The following is an 18496-nucleotide window of genomic DNA, read 5'->3' on the forward strand; positions in this document are numbered from 1 at the left end:
TGTATTTCTCCTCTTATTTCCACATTTGAATGATTTGTAAAATTTTTGGTACAAATAGAATTAGTCCTACTAGCACTGCGAAACCGGCTGTTAATAAAACAGCTCCTGCGGCCATGTCTTTAACCTTTTTTCCGATTGGATGAAAGTGAAAATCCGTAAACATATCTACGACATTTTCAAAAATTGTGTTGATAATTTCTGCCAACCAGACGAGAAAAACGGCCAATAACAACCACAGCCATTCAGCAAGTGTTAAGGAAAACAAGAAACCAAACACAATGGCCGTGACGCCAAACGCCACATGTTTGCGCATATTACGTTCTTCTCGAAAAACTGTTTTGATTCCTTGCCAGGCAAATTCTAATGAATTAATAAAATGTTTATTTTTTCCTGTTTGCTCATCTTTTAAGGCCATACGCATCTAAAATCTCTTTCTGTAAACCAAACATTTCTTTTTCATCTTCAGGTTCCATATGATCGTACCCATTCAAATGTAAAAAGCCATGTACTGCCAAAAAGCCCATTTCTCGTTCCAATGTGTGCCCATATTCAACTGCTTGTTCTGCTGCTCGCTCTGTTGAAATAATTAAATCACCTAGATTACGTGGTAGCTCTGCCAACTCTTCATCATCAAAAATAATTGGCAATTCGTCTTCCCCTTCATCCTCTAAAGCAAAACTGATGACATCTGTAGGCATATCTTTGCCCCGATAGTCACGATTAATCATTTGGATACCTGCGTTATCTGTAAAAGTCACCGACATCTCCGTATCTTCGGCAATTTCTAGAAAACCCGCTGCAAATTGCAGCAAGTTTTCGATTTCTTTGATTTCTTCTGTTGGTACTTTCTCGGTTTCATCAATGAAAGTAATATCCATTAGTCATCTCTCTTTTCTTGTTCATCTTTCATTTCTTCTGCTTCAGCTTTCATTTTTGGATACTTAATCCGTGAATGGAAGGTACTGCATAATCCATTAATTAATGATTTTTCAATGATGCGAATCTCTTTCATCGTTAACCCACATTCATCTAATTGGCCATCTGAAATTCTGTCTTGAATCACATTATGCACAAAGGCTTGAATTTTTTCGTTGGTGGGATGATCCATCGCCCGCACAGCAGCCTCACAAGTATCAGCAATACTCACAATCCCTGCTTCTCGTGTTTGTGGACGTGGTCCAGGATAACGGAAGTCGGATTCTTTAATTTCAGGATTGCGTTCTTTTGCTTTCACATAGAAAAATTTCATCAATGTTGTGCCATGATGTTGACGACAAATGTCAATCACCATTTGCGGCATATTGTACTCTTCTAAAATTTTGGCGCCATCAATTACGTGGCCAAAAATAATTTGTTTACTATCTTCTGGTAATAAAAAGTTATGTGGATTTTCTGCACCAGCAGGTAAGTTTTCCACAAAGAAATTGGCGTGTTTAATTTTACCAATGTCATGGTAATAACAAGCAACTCGTGTTAATAGCGACCGCCCGCCAATCTCAGCAACAGCGTTAGCGCTCAAACTAGCCACCATCATGCTATGATGATAGGTACCTGGCGCTTCTTCTAACAGTTGTTTTAACAACGGATGGTTCGGATTACTTAATTCATTCAAGACAATCATACTATCATCGGTCACTAATAATTCGATATATGGATGCAAGCCCATTGTTGCTAAAAATGAAAGTACCGTTCCTGCACTTGCACAAATTAAAGCTGTCCACGTTTTACCATCTGTTAAACTCATCCCTTGATAAATCATTAAGACAACCGCCATGAAAACAGGAAAGACCACTACCCACATTAAAGCTGGGAAAACTTGCTCACTCATCCGTTTCCGTTTAACAACTGTTGCTAGAAATCCTGAGAATAAGTACATAATCAGAATAACCGTCAACGAGTTTGTGCCGATAGAATTATAAAAGATAAATAACGCAAAAACGACTTGGAAAATAGCAGCGATTATCCCTGAACGACGATTTACAAAATGATTTAGAATCAGCGGCGCAAAGGCTGCCGGATAGAACAAGGGAATATACATCAACTGCTCTGTTTGGAAAATCTGGAAGAATTTCATTAAAATAACACTGATTAGCATAGCACCCGTGTAAAAGATAATAAACGAGCGTTGTCGCGAAGGCTCAGTCACTTGTTTTGTAAAGAAAATTAACACTTCAACTTGAAGTAAAATAGCTAATGCTAATGCCACCATCGGAAAAATAGAGGTATTTTGACTAGTCATTCCTAGTAGCTCAAGTTTTTCGACCGCTTTTGCATCAATTTGAGTACCTTCACGAACAATAATTTCGCCTTGATAAATCATTGCGGGTTGAACAGCATTCATCGCTTTTTGGCGTAGCTCTTCTGTTCGTTTTTCATTGGCAATATCGTTTACCACAATCCCTTGGTTAACAATGTAACGAATGACTTGTTGCATGGTACTCGTAATATCTAAGTATTGAATTTTACCGTTAGCTTCTTGGCGAATTTTATCCAAATCAGATTCTCGAACGTGATTTTGCATCGCGTCATCCACCAACATCAAACTTTCTGAACGAACCTTATCCAATTGCTCAGAGGTTAATGTAAAGATTGTTTGATAAAAAACATTAGGAAAACTTTGATAAAACGTAACTTCATCTTGCGGTAAAGATTCAAACAATGATTTTAAGCTAGCTACTCGTTCTTCCACGGTCGGCGCAGGAATCGTTTCTTCCTTTTTGGCCTTCGCTTGCTTGTTGCTGTACTCTTTGTCTACTTTTTCATTCGCAGAATCAATCAATTTAAATAATTTATCAATACGATTATGTTGGACAGATGCCGTATCTTCTTGATAAATATATTCGGGTGTGACAGCTTCTGCTGCCAATTTTTTTCTTTGTTCTGTTTCGTAGGTATTCTCGATATTTTTATTTGCACGAATGGTTTTCTCGGCCAGTTGACCTTCTTTAATTTCTACTCTTTTCTGATGGACGCTGCCAAACATAATCATAAATAAAAGAAGAGAAAAAACGGCTAATAAAATAGGTAAATAGGCTTTACCTAAACGATCCCCTAACTTTGTAAGTACTTTTTTCAAAAGGTACTTTCACTCCTTCCCTAACTGCTTAGGAATGCTTTTGTTGTTCTTTTTCATAGGCTTGAATAATTTGTGCTACAACAGGATGACGCACAACGTCACTGGCTTCAAAATTTACAAAGGCAATTTTTTCAATGTCTTTTAACGTACGCTCGGCGTTAACTAAACCACTTGTTACACCACGTGGCAAGTCAATCTGACTAGTATCTCCATTAACAATCATTTTTGAACTAAACCCTAAACGAGTTAAAAACATTTTCATTTGGGCAACCGTGGTATTTTGTGCTTCATCTAGAATGACAAAAGCATCATCCAATGTACGACCACGCATATAAGCAAGCGGGGCAATTTCAATAACGCCGCGTTCCATTAAACGATTTGTATGATCCATACCAAAAATTTGATACAAGGCATCGTAAACTGGACGTAAATAAGGATCGACTTTTTCTTTTAAGTCACCTGGTAAAAAGCCCAAGCTTTCGCCAGCTTCCACCGCTGGACGAGTTAAAATAATTTTTTGTACTTCGCCTTTTTTTAAGGCTGCTACTGCCATCACCACGGCTAAAAAGGTTTTTCCTGTCCCCGCAGGTCCCACCCCGAAAATGACGTCATGAGTTTTAACTGCATCGATATATTTTTTTTGACCAACATTCTTAATTCGGATGGCCCGACCATGATGGTCCTTCATAATTTCTTCTTCATACATGGCAATAAACGCCTCTAAATTTCCAGCTTTGGCCATTTTTAAAGCAGAAACGACATCTGGCGTATGCACTTTGATGCCTCGTTGAATTAATGTTTGTAGCGCTCTTAACACGGAAGCGACTAACTCTACCTCTGATGATTCGCCAATTAACTGAATAACTTCGCCACGACTATTAATCGTTACGTGGGTATTCTCTTCTAAAAATTTGATATGTTTATCATGTGTTCCTAAAAGCATGTGTGCATCATCAGAATCAGTAAGTATTAATTCCAAAGATTTTGACTGATTATCTGTCAAAAAACGTCCATCTCCTTTATTATATAGTCCTTTACAATGATACCACATTCTTATCTGTTTAAAAAGAAGTCGTACCTGATTTGACTTTGAAAGTCAAAAAAGAGAAAACCGTAAAAAGCTACCGGTTTTCTCTTTGCATAAAAAAACTAGGACAGTATCCTGTCCTAGTTTCGATAACGCTCTTAGTTTTCTTGTAATAATTCTTTCACAATTGCGTTAACTTGGTTGCCATCGGCTTTGCCTTTGACTTTCGGCATCATAGCGCCCATCACTTTACCAAAATCTTTTGGTGAAGTGGCGCCAGTTTGCGTCATTACCTCTTGAACTAGTTGACGAATTTCTTCCTCTGTTAGTTGTTGAGGCATATATTTTTCAACAATTGCTATTTCAACTTTTACTTTTTCAACAAGATCGTCGCGTCCCGCCTTTTCAAACTCTGATAAAGAATCTTTTCTCTGTTTCATCTCACGAGACAATACAGTGAGTTCTTCTTCTCCGTTCAATTCACGGCCCGCTTTAATCTGATCATTTTGAATGGCAGTCTTTAACATACGAAGTACGGCTAAAGTTTCTTTGTCTTTAGCTTTCATCGCTGTTTTAATGTCGTCATTCAATGTGGTTAGCAATGACATACCACCAACTCCAATTCATTCAAAACTAGAATTTTTTACGTTTTCTAGCTGCTTCAGATTTTTTCTTACGCTTTACACTTGGTTTTTCGTAGAATTCACGTTTACGTGATTCTTGTAAAGTACCCGCTTTTGAAACGGAACGTTTGAAGCGACGAAGAGCATCATCAAGAGATTCGTTTTTACGAACGACTGTTTTTGACATGTTATTCCCTCCCTCCGAGCTTAAAAAGTAACCGTTTTTCTTATTTGTGGGAAAAACCCACAAATTAAAATACTGTCCTTGTTATATTATAGCTAAAGCATAAATAACCGTCAACCACTCTACTGATAAAATACGAAATTTTTGTTTGATTTTTCGTCTTATTCGCTATTTTTCGCAACAATCGGCACAACGACCAAGTATTTCAAAGCGATGTCCTTCAATTGAACAACCTTTTAACTGTTCTTCAAAAAAATTCATCGGACACATGTGAATTTCTTCCGTTTTGCCACAAACCGTACAAATAAAGTGATGATGATGTTCCACCTCTTGGCAACAACGGAAGCGAAACTTTTGCTCGCCATTTAATTCTGTTTTTTCCAGCAATTCTAAGCGCTCAAAGTCATGCAAGTTACGATAAACCGTATCATAACTGACTCCTTTAAAGGTTTCATTCATAAATTCATACACTTCACGTGCAGAAACATACCGATTTCGCTTAATCAAATAGCTCATCAGTAATTCTCGTTTTTTAGTATATTTTAATCCACTGGCTTTCATGGTTTCTAAGGCTTGTTCAATATTGGTTTTTACTGGTGCCATCGCCATTTCCTCCCTCACCAACCTAAATCAGAATCATTACGAAATAGATTCTGGACTTATGGTATAATAAAATTATTAAAAATGCAAGAAAGGACTTACCCTCTATGACTATTTCTGAAGAAAAAAAATGTGTGACGATTTTTGTCATCTCAGATTCTGCTGGCGAGACCGCTTCAAAATTGGCGGCTGCTTCAATGGCCCAGTACCCCACTGTTGATTTTACTTTGATTAGACGAACATTCGTTAAAGACGAAGATAAACTGGTGCAAGCGTTAGAAGATGCCAAAAAAGCAGAGGCCATGGTACTGCATACTATCATTAATGATCATCTCGTGGCGATTGCTAATCAATTTTTCAATGAGCATCAATTGTTCCATTTTGACATTTTGACACCACCAGTTGCGGAAATCGAACGATTAACAGGTGTCGCACCCATGCGGGAACCAGGTGCCTTACATCATCTGAATGAAAATTATTTTAAACGAATTGAAGCAATGGAATTTGCTGTCAAATATGACGATGGCAAGGACCCACGAGGCTTTTTAGAAGCGGATGTGTTACTTCTTGGCGTTTCCCGAACTTCTAAAACACCGCTAAGTCTCTTTTTAGCCAACAAGAACTTAAAAGTTGCTAATTTGCCACTAATTCCTGAAGCACATTTACCGAAACAATTATTCGAAATGGACCCTAAAAAAATTGTTGGCTTAACCAACGATCCCAATGTTTTAAACGGGATTCGTAAAGAACGAATGCGCGCATATGGATTGCCTGAAAATACTTCTTATTCAGATATTGAAAAAATTCGGCGAGAACTGGCTTTTGCTAATGATCTTTATCAAAAATTAGGTTGTATCGTTATTGATGTCGCTTCTCTTTCAATTGAAGAAACTGCCTCAATGATTCTTAATGCTTTGAACTTAGAAGATCATAGTTATTATTCCACGGAAACAGCCGAGGATTAAAAAAAAACGAGAAAAAATCACTAGTGATTTTTTCTCGTTTTTTTTAAAAGACTTGAACGCCTTCTTGATCAATATTGAAAATTTGGATGCTCGCTTTGGTAGACAATTTTTCCAAACTTTGAACAATTTCGTTGGTTCGTTCTTCTGGCGACAAGATTAGCACAGTAGGACCAGCACCGCTTAAGAAAGAGCCATAAGCACCTTTTTGCTGAGTTAAACGACGAATTTCTTTTAAGTGAGGAACCAATGAACGACGATACGTTTCGTGCCATTTATCTTGTTCCATCATTTTACCTGCTAAAGGTAAATCCCCGTTTAAAATTGCGGCAATCATAACATTGGCAATTGAGCTGGCCGCTACTGCTTCTTTATAAGCCAATTTTTCGGGCAAAACAGCGCGACTTTTTTCGGTAAATAATGGTTCCTCTGGAATAAATGCAATGACATCACACATTGGAAAGTGATGTTTGACATGGTAGACTTGGTTTTCTACATGGCTAGCCACCACGAAATCTCCTAAAATAGCTGGGGCAACATTATCCGGATGTCCTTCCATCTCTGTGGCCAAACGAACTTTTTCTTTAGGGGACAAATTTAAATGTGCTAGTCGGTTAGCTAATTCAATGCCTGCTACAATCACACTTGAGCTACTGCCTAGTCCTCTTGCAAGGGGAATGTCAGAAACCATCCGAATAACTTTTGGTGTTAATTCTGGTGCAATTTTCAATGCCGTTTGAATTAATAAATTCTCTTCATTAGTAGGAATCTCTTCTCCCAAAGTATGTTGAATTTCCCAAAATTCACTTTCACCTAAAACGTTGATTGTTAAATAAGCGGATAATGCAATGCCACATGAATCAAAGCCAGGTCCTAAGTTGGCACTAGTGGCAGGTACTCTTATTTTCATAGTGTTGCGACTCCTTTTCGTAAGTGCAGACGCATTTCTTCCACGTCACTCATTTTTGAAATAGCTACTTCTGTCTCCATTGCTGTATCAGGATCTTTCAGTCCGTTACCAGTAAAGACTGCCACGACGGTTTCACCTGCTTTGATTTTACCGCTTTTAACATGTTGAATAACTCCAGCTAATGAAGCAGCCGAACCAGGTTCAATGAAAACCCCATCTTGAGCAGCAATTTTTCGGTAAGCCGTTAAAATTTCTTGATCTGTCACGGCATCAATGAAACCACCGGATTCATCCCGTGCCTGTTCTGCTAGTTGCCAACTAGCAGGATTTCCAATCCGGATCGCTGTTGCCACGGTTTCAGGTTGCTCAATCACTTGGCCTTTCACGATCGCTGCGGCACCTTCTGCTTCAAAACCATGCATTCTTGGTAAAGTTGTTCCTTGTTTTTCATGCCATTCTTTAAAGCCTTTCCAGTAAGCGGAAATATTGCCGGCATTTCCAACTGGAATCGCTAAGACATCGGGCGCTTGACCTAATTGTTCACAAACTTCAAAAGCTGCTGTCTTTTGCCCTTCTAAGCGATAAGGATTCACTGAATTAACTAGCGCAACTGCCTCAGTTTTCGCAATCTCTCGCACCGCTTTTAATGCTTCATCAAAGTTACCTGGAATCGAAATAATGTCTGCCCCATACATAATAGCTTGCGCCAATTTTCCCAGTGCGATTTTCCCTTCTGGAATCACTACATACGCTTTAATGCCTGCTCTTGTGGCATACGCAGCAGCGGCGGCACTAGTATTTCCTGTAGAAGCACAAACAATCGCTTTGGCACCTTCTTCTACCGCTTTTGCTACAGCCATCACCATCCCGCGATCTTTGAATGAGCCGGTGGGATTTAAGCCTTCGTATTTTCCATATAATTGAATACCTAATTCTTTGGATAAATTAGGTAAAGGAATCAGTGGCGTATTTCCTTCGGCTAAAGAAATCATTGGTGTTTTTTCTGTTACGGGCAAATACGCTTGATACTGTTTTAACAAACCTTCATACATGTTTACTCATCTCCTATAACCTTCATTACATTCAATAACTGAAAGGCTTCCGTATTTTGAATAGCTATCACAACTTGTTGCATTTGTGCTTTTGATATCTGGTGTGTAATGGCAACAATTCTTGCTCGCTGTCCATCTGATTTCTGTTGAACTAATTGATCAAAGCTGACTTCTGCTTTAGTCATTAATTGCGTCAACTGCAAAAATTGTCCTGGTGTATCTGGAACATCTAATGAAAAATAGTACTGCCCAAATACATTTTCGGAACTCGTCAATTGTGTTTTATGTTGATACGAATTGAACATATGGCCAGTCGTTGCCAAGCGAATGTTTTTAGCAATCGTAATTAAATCACTGACCACACTGGTTGCTGTCGGTTTAGCTCCAGCTCCTGGACCGTAATACATTGATTCCCCCACGCCTGCACTTTTAATAAATACTGCATTGTACTCATTCCGAACAGATGCAATAGGGTGCTTTTGATTGACTAGCATAGGCGCCACTTCCACCGAGATACTATTCTCATTTTGTTCAGCAGAGCCAATCAATTTGATTTCATACCCCAGTTGTTTAGCCATAGCGACATCATCTAAAGACAATCCGCTAATTCCACGAATATCAACTTGTGGTAATGAAACATTCATCCCAAAAGCAAATTGACTTAAAATAACCATTTTATAGGCTGCGTCAATTCCATCGACATCATTTGTCGGATCCGCTTCAGCAAATCCCAACGCTTGCGCTTCTGCTAAAGCTTCTTCATAACTTTTATCAGCAGAAACCATTTGCGTAAGCATATAATTCGTCGTACCGTTCACAATCCCTAAAACTTGTTGAATATTGTCTGCCGCTAAGCTATTAGCAATTGTTCTTAAAATTGGAATCCCGCCAGCAACACTTGCTTCGTAATATAAATCACAATGATGTTTTTGGGCTAACGCTACTAATTCACTCCCATGTTGCGCCAGTAAATCTTTATTGGCAGTCACAATATGTTTGCCCTTTTCTAAAGCTTTCATGATATAGGTTTTGGCTGGTTCAATGGTTCCCATTAATTCCACAACGATTTGAATCTCTTTATCTTCTAAAATATCATCAATTGAAGTTGTTAAAGACAGACCGTATTCTTCCGCTTGCGCTTGTTTCGTTTCAAGATTTCGGACAAATGCTTTTTCAATGACTACATTCATTCCTGTCACTTGTGAAATTTTCTCTTGATGTTCTTTCAAGAGAGTTAAAACGCCAGTGCCTACAGTCCCTAATCCTAGTAACCCGATCTTTAAGGTATCCTTCATTTTTACCTCCATCAACAGCGCTATTCTAGTTACGCTATTTTTTCCTACTTTTTATCGATGTTCAATATGCTCAAAGGTCTGATTTAAAATATCTATTACATGATGATCATCCAATGTATAAAAAATCGTTTTTCCTTCGCGACGTGCCTTGACAACCCGGCTATCTCTTAATAATTTTAGTTGATGAGAAACGGCGGACTGTTCCATTCCCAATTGTTCACTAATCGCCGTTACGTTATGCTCGCCTTCTTTTAAAAGTAGCAAAATTCTTAAACGTGTTGGATCACTTAATACTTTATATAATTGACTTACTTGTTTGATTTCTTCCATTTGTTTCATTATAGTCGCCTCACTTTGCACTCATTATAACACAGAGTTTTTTAAAATAAGAACTGCGATTGTTCTTTCCTACGAAAAATATGGCACAAAGAAAGTTGGAAAAATGACAAACTTGTCGATTTTCCAACTTTCTTCATCTATTCGTGGTTGGCTTGCTGAACTGCATCCATCACGGCATAACGGAAGCCATTTTTTTCTAGAGCTACGACACCGCGAATCGTACTTCCTCCTGGAGAAGTCACTTCATCTTTCAATGCTCCTGGGTGTTTTTTCGTGTCTAAGGCTAAGGTCGCCGTTCCTTTTATCATTTGAGCGACAATTTCATAAGATAAGTCTCTTGGTAACCCTTCTAAGACTGCTGCATCTCCCAATGCTTCCATAAAGATATCAACAAAAGCTGGACTGCAACCAGCCACAGTACCAAAAGTTTCCAGTTGCGCTTCACGAATTTCTTTGACTAACCCTAAAGTAGCAAGAAGTTCCATTACCAGTTCCTTCGTTTGGCCTTCAATTGTTGGTGCCAAGGCTACGCCAATCACACCCTGATTCACGCTAACTGGTGTATTAGGAATGGCATGAACAACTTTGGCTTCTTTATTGCCAAGAGCCATTTGTGCTTCTTGTATGGTATGACCTGTTGCAACAGAAATCAATAAACTTTCGTTGGAAAAATGAGGGGCTAATTCCTGAAGGACAGGTAACACGACCTTTGCTCCTGTCGCAATAAAAATAACCTTACATTCTTGGAAAAGTGCATAATCTGTGACAAGTTGAAAGCCCCACTCTTTTTGAAGTGCTTCTGCTGTTCCACTTGAGCCGCCTTTCACATATAAATGTTCCTTCTTGACTGCCTCAGCTTTCAGTAACCCTTTAATCATGGCACCGCCCATACTGCCAGCACCGATAAAGCCAATTTTCATAGCATTCCCTCCTTAGTTAAATAAAGTGTTTGTGTCAAAAGTCAATTAGCTTTTGACACAAACACTAACAGTCGTACTTTTTTCCGTACAGCCTGTTTCGTTTATTTTATTTTGTTAATTCATTAACGACTGCTTCAAACGCAGCAATTTTTTCAGAAGCTTCTGAACTACTTGTTGCTTTTGTCGCTAGATAGAATTTAATTTTTGGTTCTGTTCCTGATGGTCGGATAGCAATCCAACTACCATCTTCTAAATGATATTTCAACACATCAGAAGGAGGCGTTTGTAATTGTTCTGTTTGACCATCTGCAAAAGTGCGTGTTAATTCTTTAAAATCTTCCGTTTGAGCAACTTGAATCCCGGCAAACTCAGTTGGCGCTTGTTCACGACATTTTGCCATTAAAGCTTTGATTTTACCGCTGCCTTCAATTCCGCTCATTGTTACGGAAATAGTTTTTTCTTCAAAGTAACCAAATTCTTCAAAGATATCTTGTAAGCCATCGTATAATGTTTTTCCTTGTTTTTTGTAAAAAGCCGCTACTTCTGCTAATAAAACTAACGCTTGAATCGCATCTTTATCACGAACAAAAGGTTTCACTAAGTAACCATAACTTTCTTCAAAACCAAACATAAACGTTTGACTGTGGTCTTCTTCGTATTGTTGAATTTTTTCAGCAATAAATTTGAAACCTGTTAAAACATTAAACATCTTCGTATTATATTTCTCAGCAATCGCTGTAGCAAGTTCACTAGAAACGATTGATTTTAGAACCGCAGCATTTTGAGGCAACGTGCCTGCTTGTTGATGGGCTTCTAAAATATAATGAATCATAATTGAACCTAATTGATTTCCTGTTAATACTTGGTAGTCTCCGTTTGGCATCCGCACAGCAGCACCTAAACGATCAGCATCTGGATCTGTTGCAATCAATAAATCAGCGCCTTCTTTTTCCCCTAAACGAATCGCGTATTCGAAAGCTGAATGTTCTTCAGGGTTTGGTGACTTAACTGTAGTAAAGTCAGGATCAGCAACGGCTTGCTCAGGTACTAAAACAAATTTTTCAAAACCGGCTTGTTTTAATGCCTTTTCTCCTAACATTTTCCCAGTTCCATGTAAGGGAGTGTAAACTAATTTTAATTCTTTACCCATTTCGTTAATTAATTCTTGATTAATCGTAACTGTTTTAATTTCTTTCAAATACGCGTTATCGACTTCTTCACCAACAATGTTAATTAAACCGCTGTGGGCAACTTCTTCATCTGATAAGACATCAATTTTCAAAGGATTTTCGATACTACGAACATATTTAGTTAATGCATCTGCATCAGCTGGCGGCATTTGACCACCGTCTTCACCATAGACTTTGTAGCCATTATAGGCAGCTGGATTGTGAGAAGCCGTAATCATGATTCCCGCAAAAGCTTTAAAGTAGCGGACTGCAAAAGATAATTCTGGTGTTGGTCGTAAGCTTTCAAACACAAAAGAAGGAATATCATGTTTAGCTAATGTTTTAGCTGCTTCCATTGCAAATTCTGGAGACATATGACGTGAATCATAGGCAATGGCTACACCGCGACGTTTCGTTTCAGGATCTTGCGTATCCATAAAACGTGCAAGCCCTTCTGTCGCTTGACGAACTGTAAAGATATTCATCCGATTAATACCGGCGCCTAAAATCCCGCGCATCCCGGCAGTCCCAAATTCTAATGGTGCGTAAAATGCATCTTCACATTTTTCAGGGTCTGTATTTAAGTCCTTTAATTCATTTTTTAAATTTTCTGGAATATTTTCTTCATTTAACCATTGTTGGTAAACTTGTTCCCAAGACATGGAAAACACCTCATTTGTTTTTTTGTTTTTACTTTTTAAGTATAGCATTGGATATTCGTTTAGAAAAGGGAAGTTGTAGCGTTTTCTCTCAGCAAATGATTTTTATAAGAAAAATCTTACTTACTGTTCTATTTTTGTTTGTCTATTTTCAGAAAGCTGTCGTGTAATCCGTACCATTCGCTCACAAAAAAGAGGCATTTCTTCTGGTGAAATTCGGGAACAGTTCAAACGAATACTTCCACGTTTTTCACTAAAAGCGACACTTGGTGCTACCAAAACACCTTCTCGTAAAAACACCTGCCACTCTTCTGGCTTAAGTGCCCCTTGACGCCAATGTGCCCATAAATAAAAGCCGCCTTTTACTGGCGAAACTTCCCATTCTGACAACGATTTAAATACTTGATATACAGCTGTTGCTCGTTGTTCCACTTGTTTATTTAATAACGTAATTTTTTCAGAAAAAGAAGGATCTTCAATCGCCATTTTAGCGAGCATCTGCGGAAAAATACTCAACGAAACATCCATCATTTTTCTGGCTTCTGCAATTTGTTTCGTCACGGAGGCGGGCGCACTTAACCAACCAATTTTCGTGGTCGAACCTAAAATTTTTGACAACGAACCGATATACAAGACATTGTCTGGATCTAATTTTTTTAAAGGAGGAATTTCTGTTTTCGGGATAAAACTTAGCTGCCCAAAAACATCATCTTCTAAAATAGGAACTTGATACGTTTGACAGACTTTCACGAGCTGTTCTCTTTTTCTTAAAGGCATCACTGTCCCAGTCGGATTTTGAAAGGAAGGATTAACCATAACCATTTTGATGCGATGTTGTCGGATTGTTTGTTCTAGCGCTTCAAGATCAATCCCTTCCTCTGTCATGGGCACACCAAATAAGCGCACACCAGCAGCTTGGAAAATTGGTAAGGCATAGAAGAAAGATGGATCTTCTACGGCAACACTATCTCCTTGTCTCAATAAAACTTGTAAAACTAAAAAAAGTGCTTGTTGCGCACCTGAAGTAAGCAATAAACTTTCACTTGGTAAATGAAGCTGATATTCCGTTGCTGTAATGGCTTGGATTTCTTTTCTTAACGGCAAATAACCTAATTCATCTTGTGCTTCCTCTTTTAAAAATTGTTTCCAATTTAATGCTGGAAAATCGAAACTGGGAATTAAGTCTAACGGTAACTCACCTGTATACATATCTAAGTCAGTCGGCAAATTTTGTTTAGCACGTAACTCAATCTCTGCCACCAAGGGATGAACTTGTTTGAACACATTTTGTTCTAAATAACGATGCCAATCCGTTCGTGGCGTCATCATTACCCCCCATTTTCCTTCGTTGACGATCGTTCCACTCCCTCTTTTTCGCACAATCCAGCCTAAGTCCACCAGTTCATCTAATGCATGAACAACGGTTGAACGATTGACAGACAAGTATTCTGCCAGTTTACGTTCCGAAGGGATTTTTTCGCCTGGTAATAATTCGCCTGTTTGAATCTTTTGAACAATCATTTCCATAATACTGCGATAAATGGGAACATTTTGTTCTTTTTTAAGTTGCCACATAGCCATCACCTCAACAATTGGATGAGTTAAAAGTAATCCAGTTTAATGCTTTTGTCAATCGAAAATACAAGAAAAGTGGGACAGCCGTTTTGACGAATGTCCCACTTTTCTGTTTTACTATTAACAGGTTTGTCTCAATGTTTGTGTAAAAATGCTTGGATGGTGTTATAAAAGATTCCTGCGAACATAAAGATTAACCAACTAAACCGCCAATCCCCTAAAACAAAACTAATAAATAGATAGAGTGCAACAACTAAGGGCCAATAAACGGATGCAATAATTGCACCGACAGGATTTCCCACAGGTCCTTCCTCTGTTTTTGTTTGCTGAGGGGCATACTCAGGATGACCAACATGTTCTGAATAAAAATAAGTTTCATTCAACAATTTATTAAAACTTCCTTTAATTACTCCACCAAATATAAACAAGAAGACACCAACCGATACTAAAAAGAAGAGCCAACTAATCCCCATCGTTCCATTATAATATTGTCCGCCCATCATTTGATGCATGGAACGGCGCATCATCAGATGAAGGCCACTACTAAAGACAACAACTGGGATTAAACCCAAAATACAAAAAACGACGCCCGCTGCCATACAAAAAATAAATGATCGTTGAAAACTTTGTTCTCTTTGTGCAACTTCTTTTTTTAACTTAGTCGGAATCAATCGTTGCCCCAGTTGTTTATCCATTGCAACAAACCGATTACCAGCAACAATAAATAATGGAACGCCAATTGCCACACCTATGAAAAGACAAACTAAACCGAGACCGTTAGAAAGAACACCACGCATACCAACCAGCAAGCCAACACCCACCATGATTGCAACAACACCAAGACCAATTTGAATAGCACCTTTACGTTGGACAGCTAAATAGTCAAGTCCTTCCTCCACTGAAATTTCTGGCAAACCGTTCATTAAATCGTTTGTTTCATCCACTTGTTTATTTTCTAAATTCAATTCTTCCATTAATTCATCAATAGTACCAAATTCAGAAATAATTGTACCAATTGCTTCATTTTCCGATTTTCCTTGGCTGAGCAAATCTTCATAACGATCCTCAGCATTTGCTAATAAGTCCGCCTTTAATTGTTTTGTTTCAGATGTTTCAACAACGCCTGAAAATAAGCTATCAATAAATTCTTCTATAATTTTCATTTTCCCATCTCCTTTACAAATGCTTCGACGACGTCTTTTGTTACTTCCCATTCTAGTAACTTTTCCTCTAAATAACGCTCTCCTGCACGGGTTATTTGATAATAGGTCCGCTTTTTGCCATGCGTTACTTCTCCTGGAAATGATTCAATGTAGCCATTTTTCTCTAAACGTGTAAAAGCAGAATAAAGTGTCGTTTCTTTAATCGAATATTGTTCTTTAGAAATTTCACGAATGCGTTTAGAAATCGCATAACCATATGAAGCGCCGGATTGTAAGATTGAGAGAATAAAGGTATCGTTGTATCCTCGAATTGCATCACTACCAATCACATAAATTCCTCCCTCAAGTATTTCAACTATCGTACTACGTCTGTCGTTGTAATTATCTTAACACGATTACTACGATAGGTAAAGTAAAAAAAGCACGTAGTGCAGAAATCATTTTAATTTCTGCACTACGTGCTGTCTTCTTTTCAGTCTATAGTTGAATCTTAAATGGTATCACCATTAAAAATAGAATTTTTTACAATCACATAATCAACTTTACGAATCGCTTCTAAATCGCGACCTCCCGCGTATGAAATGGAAGATTGTAAATCTTGTTGCATTTCGGCTAAAGTATCTGCCAACTTCCCTTTATGGCGTAACCAGATTTTTTTCCCTTCAACGTTTTTCTTTTCGCCTTTTTGGAATTCAGAGGCGCTACCAAAGTATTCTTTGTAAACAACGCCATCTTCCACTTTTGTTTCACCTGGTGATTCTTCATGTCCAGCAAATAGTGAACCAATCATGACCATAGTTGCCCCAAAACGCACAGATTTTGCAATGTCTCCATGGGTCCGAATCCCACCATCTGCAATAATTGGTTTCCGAGCAGCTTTGGCACACCAACGTAAAGCCGCTAACTGCCAGCCACCTGTCCCAAAGCCAGTCTTAATTTTAGTAATACAAACTTTTCCTGGTCCAATCCCCACTTTGGTGGCATCGGCTCCAGCGTTTTCTAATTCGCGAACGGCTTCTGGTGTTCCAACATTGCCCGCAATAACGAACGTTTCTGGTAAAAATTTTTTTAAGTGTTGAATCATATTAATCACCGCATTTGAATGACCATGGGCGATATCAATTGTCACGTAGTCAGGAACTAAACCTTCTCGGGCTAACGTTTCAACAAAAGCGTATTCCCCTTCTTTCACGCCCACACTAATTGACGTGATCAAGCCCTTTTGTTGCATTTTTTTAATAAATGGCACTCGCGCCTCTTCATCAAACCGATGCATGATATAAAAATAACCATTTTCAGCAAGGGTTTCCGCAATCGTTTCATCAATAATTGTTTGCATGTTCGCTGGAACGACAGGCATTTTAAACGAATGTTTTCCTAAAGTTACTGTAGTATCACATTCAGAACGACTATTCACGATACATTTATTGGGAATTAATTGGACATCTTCATAATCAAAAACTTTCATACTTACTGCCTCCTAGTTATTTACAAAAATAACGTAAAAACCGAACATTCGGTCGTTTAACGTTCGTGTTTACAAACACCATTGTTAATTTACACTATTTACCGCCACTTGTCAAAGGCGTTTTAACGAAAATTAATCTTTTTACCCTTCTTGAACGTTTGGTAAAATGGCCTGCAATAAAATAGCAACAATTGAGGCAGTTGCCACGGGTGAACTAAATAAATATTGTAAAAATTGTGGTAGAGTTTCCAAAAACTCTTTTGGTAACAATGTCAACGCTAATGTCATAATAATCGGAACGGCAATTACATACATCTCTTTTTCATGAATTGTTACATCACTCATGACTTTCATTCCACTTACAGAAATGATGCCACAAACAACCACAAAAACGCCGCCGATAACTGGTGCCGGAATGGCCGAAATCAAGGTGGAAAGTTTTCCAGATAAGCCAAATAAGACAAACCACGCACCTGCAGCCACAAAAACCTTGCGACTAGCAACTCCAGTGATTGAAATAATCCCAGCATTTGTAGAGTAACTAGTTACTGGCGTGCCGCCAATGAATGAAGAAACTAAGCAACCTAAGCCTTCACCAATTACGCCGCGATTAATTTTTTCTTCGGTCAAAGGTTCAGCGACAACATGACTCACAGCAAACCAAGTGCCTGTTGTTTCCGCCATTAAAACCAGATAAATAACTAACATCGTGGCAATAGCTGACCAATCAAATTGGAAAGAAAAGTTAACTAATGGTAACTGAGGCAAACTAAACCAAGCCGCTTCACTAACGGCTGATAAATCAAGTACCCCTAATAATTGTGCCGCGATGCTCCCAAATAATAATGCCAAAATAACAGAAGAAACGCGGAAAATCCGCCCTTTTTTCAAAGCAGAACCTAATAGTGCAAAGAAAATCAACGTCCCCGCTGCTATAAATGCTAATAAAATATTTTGTCCTAATTCCCCTTTTGCATGGTAAATATTATCCGATAAAGCGACTGGCATTAACGAAAGCCCCACCACAAAAATAATTGTTCCTCCCACAATTGGTGGAACAAATTTAGTGATTAAACGATTAAAGATACCAGTAAATCCTAATATAATAACAACAATTGCTCCCACTAAACTAGCACCTAAAACTGCGCCCCAGCCATTTCCTTGTTGGTTATTGGCAAAATAAATTCCTGCAATTGCCCCGATTGGAATAAATGAAGGGCCTTGCGCAACTGGTAATCTCATACAAAAATGAGATTGAATAATCGTGGCAAGTCCTGCTGCTATGAATGTCGCTTGGACTAAAGAAGACGTTTGTGCTGTGCTAATCCCAATAATTGAAGCAATGATCACAGGTACGACGTACACGTCCATTGCTAAGACATGCTGAATCCCTAACATAGTGGCCTGCCCAAAAGATACTGAATCTTCTGGCCCCACTGTTAAATGAAGATTATTTTGTTTCTTTTCACTCATT

At 38.4% G+C, this 18496-nt stretch carries 19 protein-coding genes; 1 reads left to right on the forward strand and 18 read right to left on the reverse strand.

From position 1 onward, the window contains the following. Positions 1–13 precede the first annotated feature (13 nt). From IGL23_RS09325 to IGL23_RS09355, 7 genes are all read right to left on the reverse strand, one after another. Positions 14–415, reverse strand: a complete 402-nt coding sequence (locus IGL23_RS09325; protein ID WP_002382764.1) for a diacylglycerol kinase family protein — start codon at positions 413–415, stop codon at positions 14–16. Then, entirely contained in the window at positions 399–878 is a 480-nt protein-coding gene (gene ybeY / locus IGL23_RS09330) for an rRNA maturation RNase YbeY (protein WP_002387079.1), read from the reverse strand. Before ybeY ends, IGL23_RS09325 begins: the two co-directional genes overlap by 17 nt. After that, positions 878–3076 (reverse strand): HD family phosphohydrolase, encoded by a 2199-nt coding sequence (locus IGL23_RS09335; protein WP_002356744.1) that lies wholly within the window; start codon positions 3074–3076, stop codon positions 878–880. The genes ybeY and IGL23_RS09335 overlap by 1 nt, the downstream gene beginning before the upstream one ends. Positions 3077–3104: 28 nt before the next feature. Further along, positions 3105–4019: a PhoH family protein gene (locus IGL23_RS09340; RefSeq protein ID WP_369810298.1), complete on the reverse strand. Its 915-nt coding sequence runs from the start codon at positions 4017–4019 to the stop codon at positions 3105–3107. 242 nt (positions 4020–4261) lie between these two features. Further along, positions 4262–4711: a GatB/YqeY domain-containing protein gene (locus IGL23_RS09345; protein ID WP_002356741.1), complete on the reverse strand. Its 450-nt coding sequence runs from the start codon at positions 4709–4711 to the stop codon at positions 4262–4264. Between the two features lie 25 nt (positions 4712–4736). Beyond that, a complete protein-coding gene (gene rpsU, locus IGL23_RS09350; RefSeq protein ID WP_002356740.1) occupies positions 4737–4913 on the reverse strand; it encodes a 30S ribosomal protein S21 in 177 nt (58 codons plus the stop codon). A gap of 165 nt (positions 4914–5078) precedes the next feature. Then, positions 5079–5519, reverse strand: a complete 441-nt coding sequence (locus tag IGL23_RS09355) for a Fur family transcriptional regulator (protein WP_002387080.1) — start codon at positions 5517–5519, stop codon at positions 5079–5081. Positions 5520–5617: 98 nt separating this feature from the next. Here IGL23_RS09355 and IGL23_RS09360 point away from each other — a divergent pair, with 98 nt between their 5' ends. Next, complete coding sequence (locus IGL23_RS09360; RefSeq protein WP_002389973.1) at positions 5618–6475, forward strand: pyruvate, water dikinase regulatory protein; 858 nt, start codon at positions 5618–5620, stop codon at positions 6473–6475. A gap of 43 nt (positions 6476–6518) precedes the next feature. Here IGL23_RS09360 and thrB read toward each other — a convergent pair whose 3' ends face one another. The 11 genes from thrB to IGL23_RS09415 form a co-directional block, all read right to left on the reverse strand. Further along, positions 6519–7382, reverse strand: coding sequence for a homoserine kinase (gene thrB, locus IGL23_RS09365; RefSeq protein WP_002356734.1), 864 nt, complete (start codon positions 7380–7382; stop codon positions 6519–6521). After that, positions 7379–8434 carry a threonine synthase gene (gene thrC, locus IGL23_RS09370; protein WP_002356733.1) on the reverse strand — a complete coding sequence of 352 codons (1056 nt, stop codon included), beginning with the start codon at positions 8432–8434 and terminating at the stop codon, positions 7379–7381. Before thrC ends, thrB begins: the two co-directional genes overlap by 4 nt. Before the next feature lie 2 nt (positions 8435–8436). Continuing rightward, a complete protein-coding gene (locus tag IGL23_RS09375; RefSeq protein WP_430619645.1) occupies positions 8437–9729 on the reverse strand; it encodes a homoserine dehydrogenase in 1293 nt (430 codons plus the stop codon). Between the two features lie 51 nt (positions 9730–9780). Continuing rightward, entirely contained in the window at positions 9781–10089 is a 309-nt protein-coding gene (locus tag IGL23_RS09380; RefSeq protein WP_002356730.1) for an ArsR/SmtB family transcription factor, read from the reverse strand. Between the two features lie 116 nt (positions 10090–10205). Continuing rightward, positions 10206–10988, reverse strand: coding sequence for a pyrroline-5-carboxylate reductase (gene proC, locus IGL23_RS09385; protein WP_010821004.1), 783 nt, complete (start codon positions 10986–10988; stop codon positions 10206–10208). 106 nt (positions 10989–11094) lie between these two features. Next, on the reverse strand, positions 11095–12819 hold the full coding sequence (locus IGL23_RS09390; RefSeq protein WP_002356727.1) for a phospho-sugar mutase: 1725 nt from the start codon (positions 12817–12819) through the stop codon (positions 11095–11097). Positions 12820–12939: 120 nt separating this feature from the next. Beyond that, positions 12940–14391: a PLP-dependent aminotransferase family protein gene (locus tag IGL23_RS09395; RefSeq protein ID WP_033594488.1), complete on the reverse strand. Its 1452-nt coding sequence runs from the start codon at positions 14389–14391 to the stop codon at positions 12940–12942. Positions 14392–14525: 134 nt separating this feature from the next. Further along, on the reverse strand, positions 14526–15554 hold the full coding sequence (locus tag IGL23_RS09400; protein WP_002382753.1) for a permease prefix domain 1-containing protein: 1029 nt from the start codon (positions 15552–15554) through the stop codon (positions 14526–14528). Then, positions 15551–15883 (reverse strand): PadR family transcriptional regulator, encoded by a 333-nt coding sequence (locus tag IGL23_RS09405; RefSeq protein ID WP_002382752.1) that lies wholly within the window; start codon positions 15881–15883, stop codon positions 15551–15553. The genes IGL23_RS09400 and IGL23_RS09405 overlap by 4 nt, the downstream gene beginning before the upstream one ends. Before the next feature lie 161 nt (positions 15884–16044). Beyond that, positions 16045–17022 (reverse strand): GMP reductase, encoded by a 978-nt coding sequence (gene guaC, locus IGL23_RS09410; RefSeq protein ID WP_033594487.1) that lies wholly within the window; start codon positions 17020–17022, stop codon positions 16045–16047. A gap of 141 nt (positions 17023–17163) precedes the next feature. Next, positions 17164–18495, reverse strand: coding sequence for a nucleobase:cation symporter-2 family protein (locus IGL23_RS09415; RefSeq protein ID WP_033594486.1), 1332 nt, complete (start codon positions 18493–18495; stop codon positions 17164–17166). Between the last annotated feature and the right edge of the window lies 1 nt (position 18496).

Source organism: Enterococcus sp. MSG3299, from assembly GCF_050555765.1.
In the GTDB taxonomy this organism is placed as follows: domain Bacteria; phylum Bacillota; class Bacilli; order Lactobacillales; family Enterococcaceae; genus Enterococcus; species Enterococcus faecalis.

What these genes read in the sequence shown, in the direction of transcription:
- IGL23_RS09325 (WP_002382764.1), bottom strand. Translation starts at nt 415, where the DNA reads ATGGCCTTAAAAGATGAGCAAACAGGAAAAAATAAACATTTTATTAAT.
- ybeY (WP_002387079.1), bottom strand. Translation starts at nt 878, where the DNA reads ATGGATATTACTTTCATTGATGAAACCGAGAAAGTACCAACAGAAGAA.
- IGL23_RS09340 (WP_369810298.1), bottom strand. Translation starts at nt 4,019, where the DNA reads ATGCTTTTAGGAACACATGATAAACATATCAAATTTTTAGAAGAGAAT.
- IGL23_RS09345 (WP_002356741.1), bottom strand. Translation starts at nt 4,711, where the DNA reads ATGTCATTGCTAACCACATTGAATGACGACATTAAAACAGCGATGAAA.
- rpsU (WP_002356740.1), bottom strand. Translation starts at nt 4,913, where the DNA reads ATGTCAAAAACAGTCGTTCGTAAAAACGAATCTCTTGATGATGCTCTT.
- IGL23_RS09355 (WP_002387080.1), bottom strand. Translation starts at nt 5,519, where the DNA reads ATGGCGATGGCACCAGTAAAAACCAATATTGAACAAGCCTTAGAAACC.
- IGL23_RS09360 (WP_002389973.1), top strand. Translation starts at nt 5,618, where the DNA reads ATGACTATTTCTGAAGAAAAAAAATGTGTGACGATTTTTGTCATCTCA.
- thrB (WP_002356734.1), bottom strand. Translation starts at nt 7,382, where the DNA reads ATGAAAATAAGAGTACCTGCCACTAGTGCCAACTTAGGACCTGGCTTT.
- thrC (WP_002356733.1), bottom strand. Translation starts at nt 8,434, where the DNA reads ATGTATGAAGGTTTGTTAAAACAGTATCAAGCGTATTTGCCCGTAACA.
- IGL23_RS09375 (WP_430619645.1), bottom strand. Translation starts at nt 9,729, where the DNA reads ATGAAGGATACCTTAAAGATCGGGTTACTAGGATTAGGGACTGTAGGC.
- proC (WP_010821004.1), bottom strand. Translation starts at nt 10,988, where the DNA reads ATGAAAATTGGCTTTATCGGTGCTGGCAGTATGGGCGGTGCCATGATT.
- IGL23_RS09390 (WP_002356727.1), bottom strand. Translation starts at nt 12,819, where the DNA reads ATGTCTTGGGAACAAGTTTACCAACAATGGTTAAATGAAGAAAATATT.
- IGL23_RS09395 (WP_033594488.1), bottom strand. Translation starts at nt 14,391, where the DNA reads ATGTGGCAACTTAAAAAAGAACAAAATGTTCCCATTTATCGCAGTATT.
- IGL23_RS09400 (WP_002382753.1), bottom strand. Translation starts at nt 15,554, where the DNA reads ATGAAAATTATAGAAGAATTTATTGATAGCTTATTTTCAGGCGTTGTT.
- guaC (WP_033594487.1), bottom strand. Translation starts at nt 17,022, where the DNA reads ATGAAAGTTTTTGATTATGAAGATGTCCAATTAATTCCCAATAAATGT.
- IGL23_RS09415 (WP_033594486.1), bottom strand. Translation starts at nt 18,495, where the DNA reads ATGAGTGAAAAGAAACAAAATAATCTTCATTTAACAGTGGGGCCAGAA.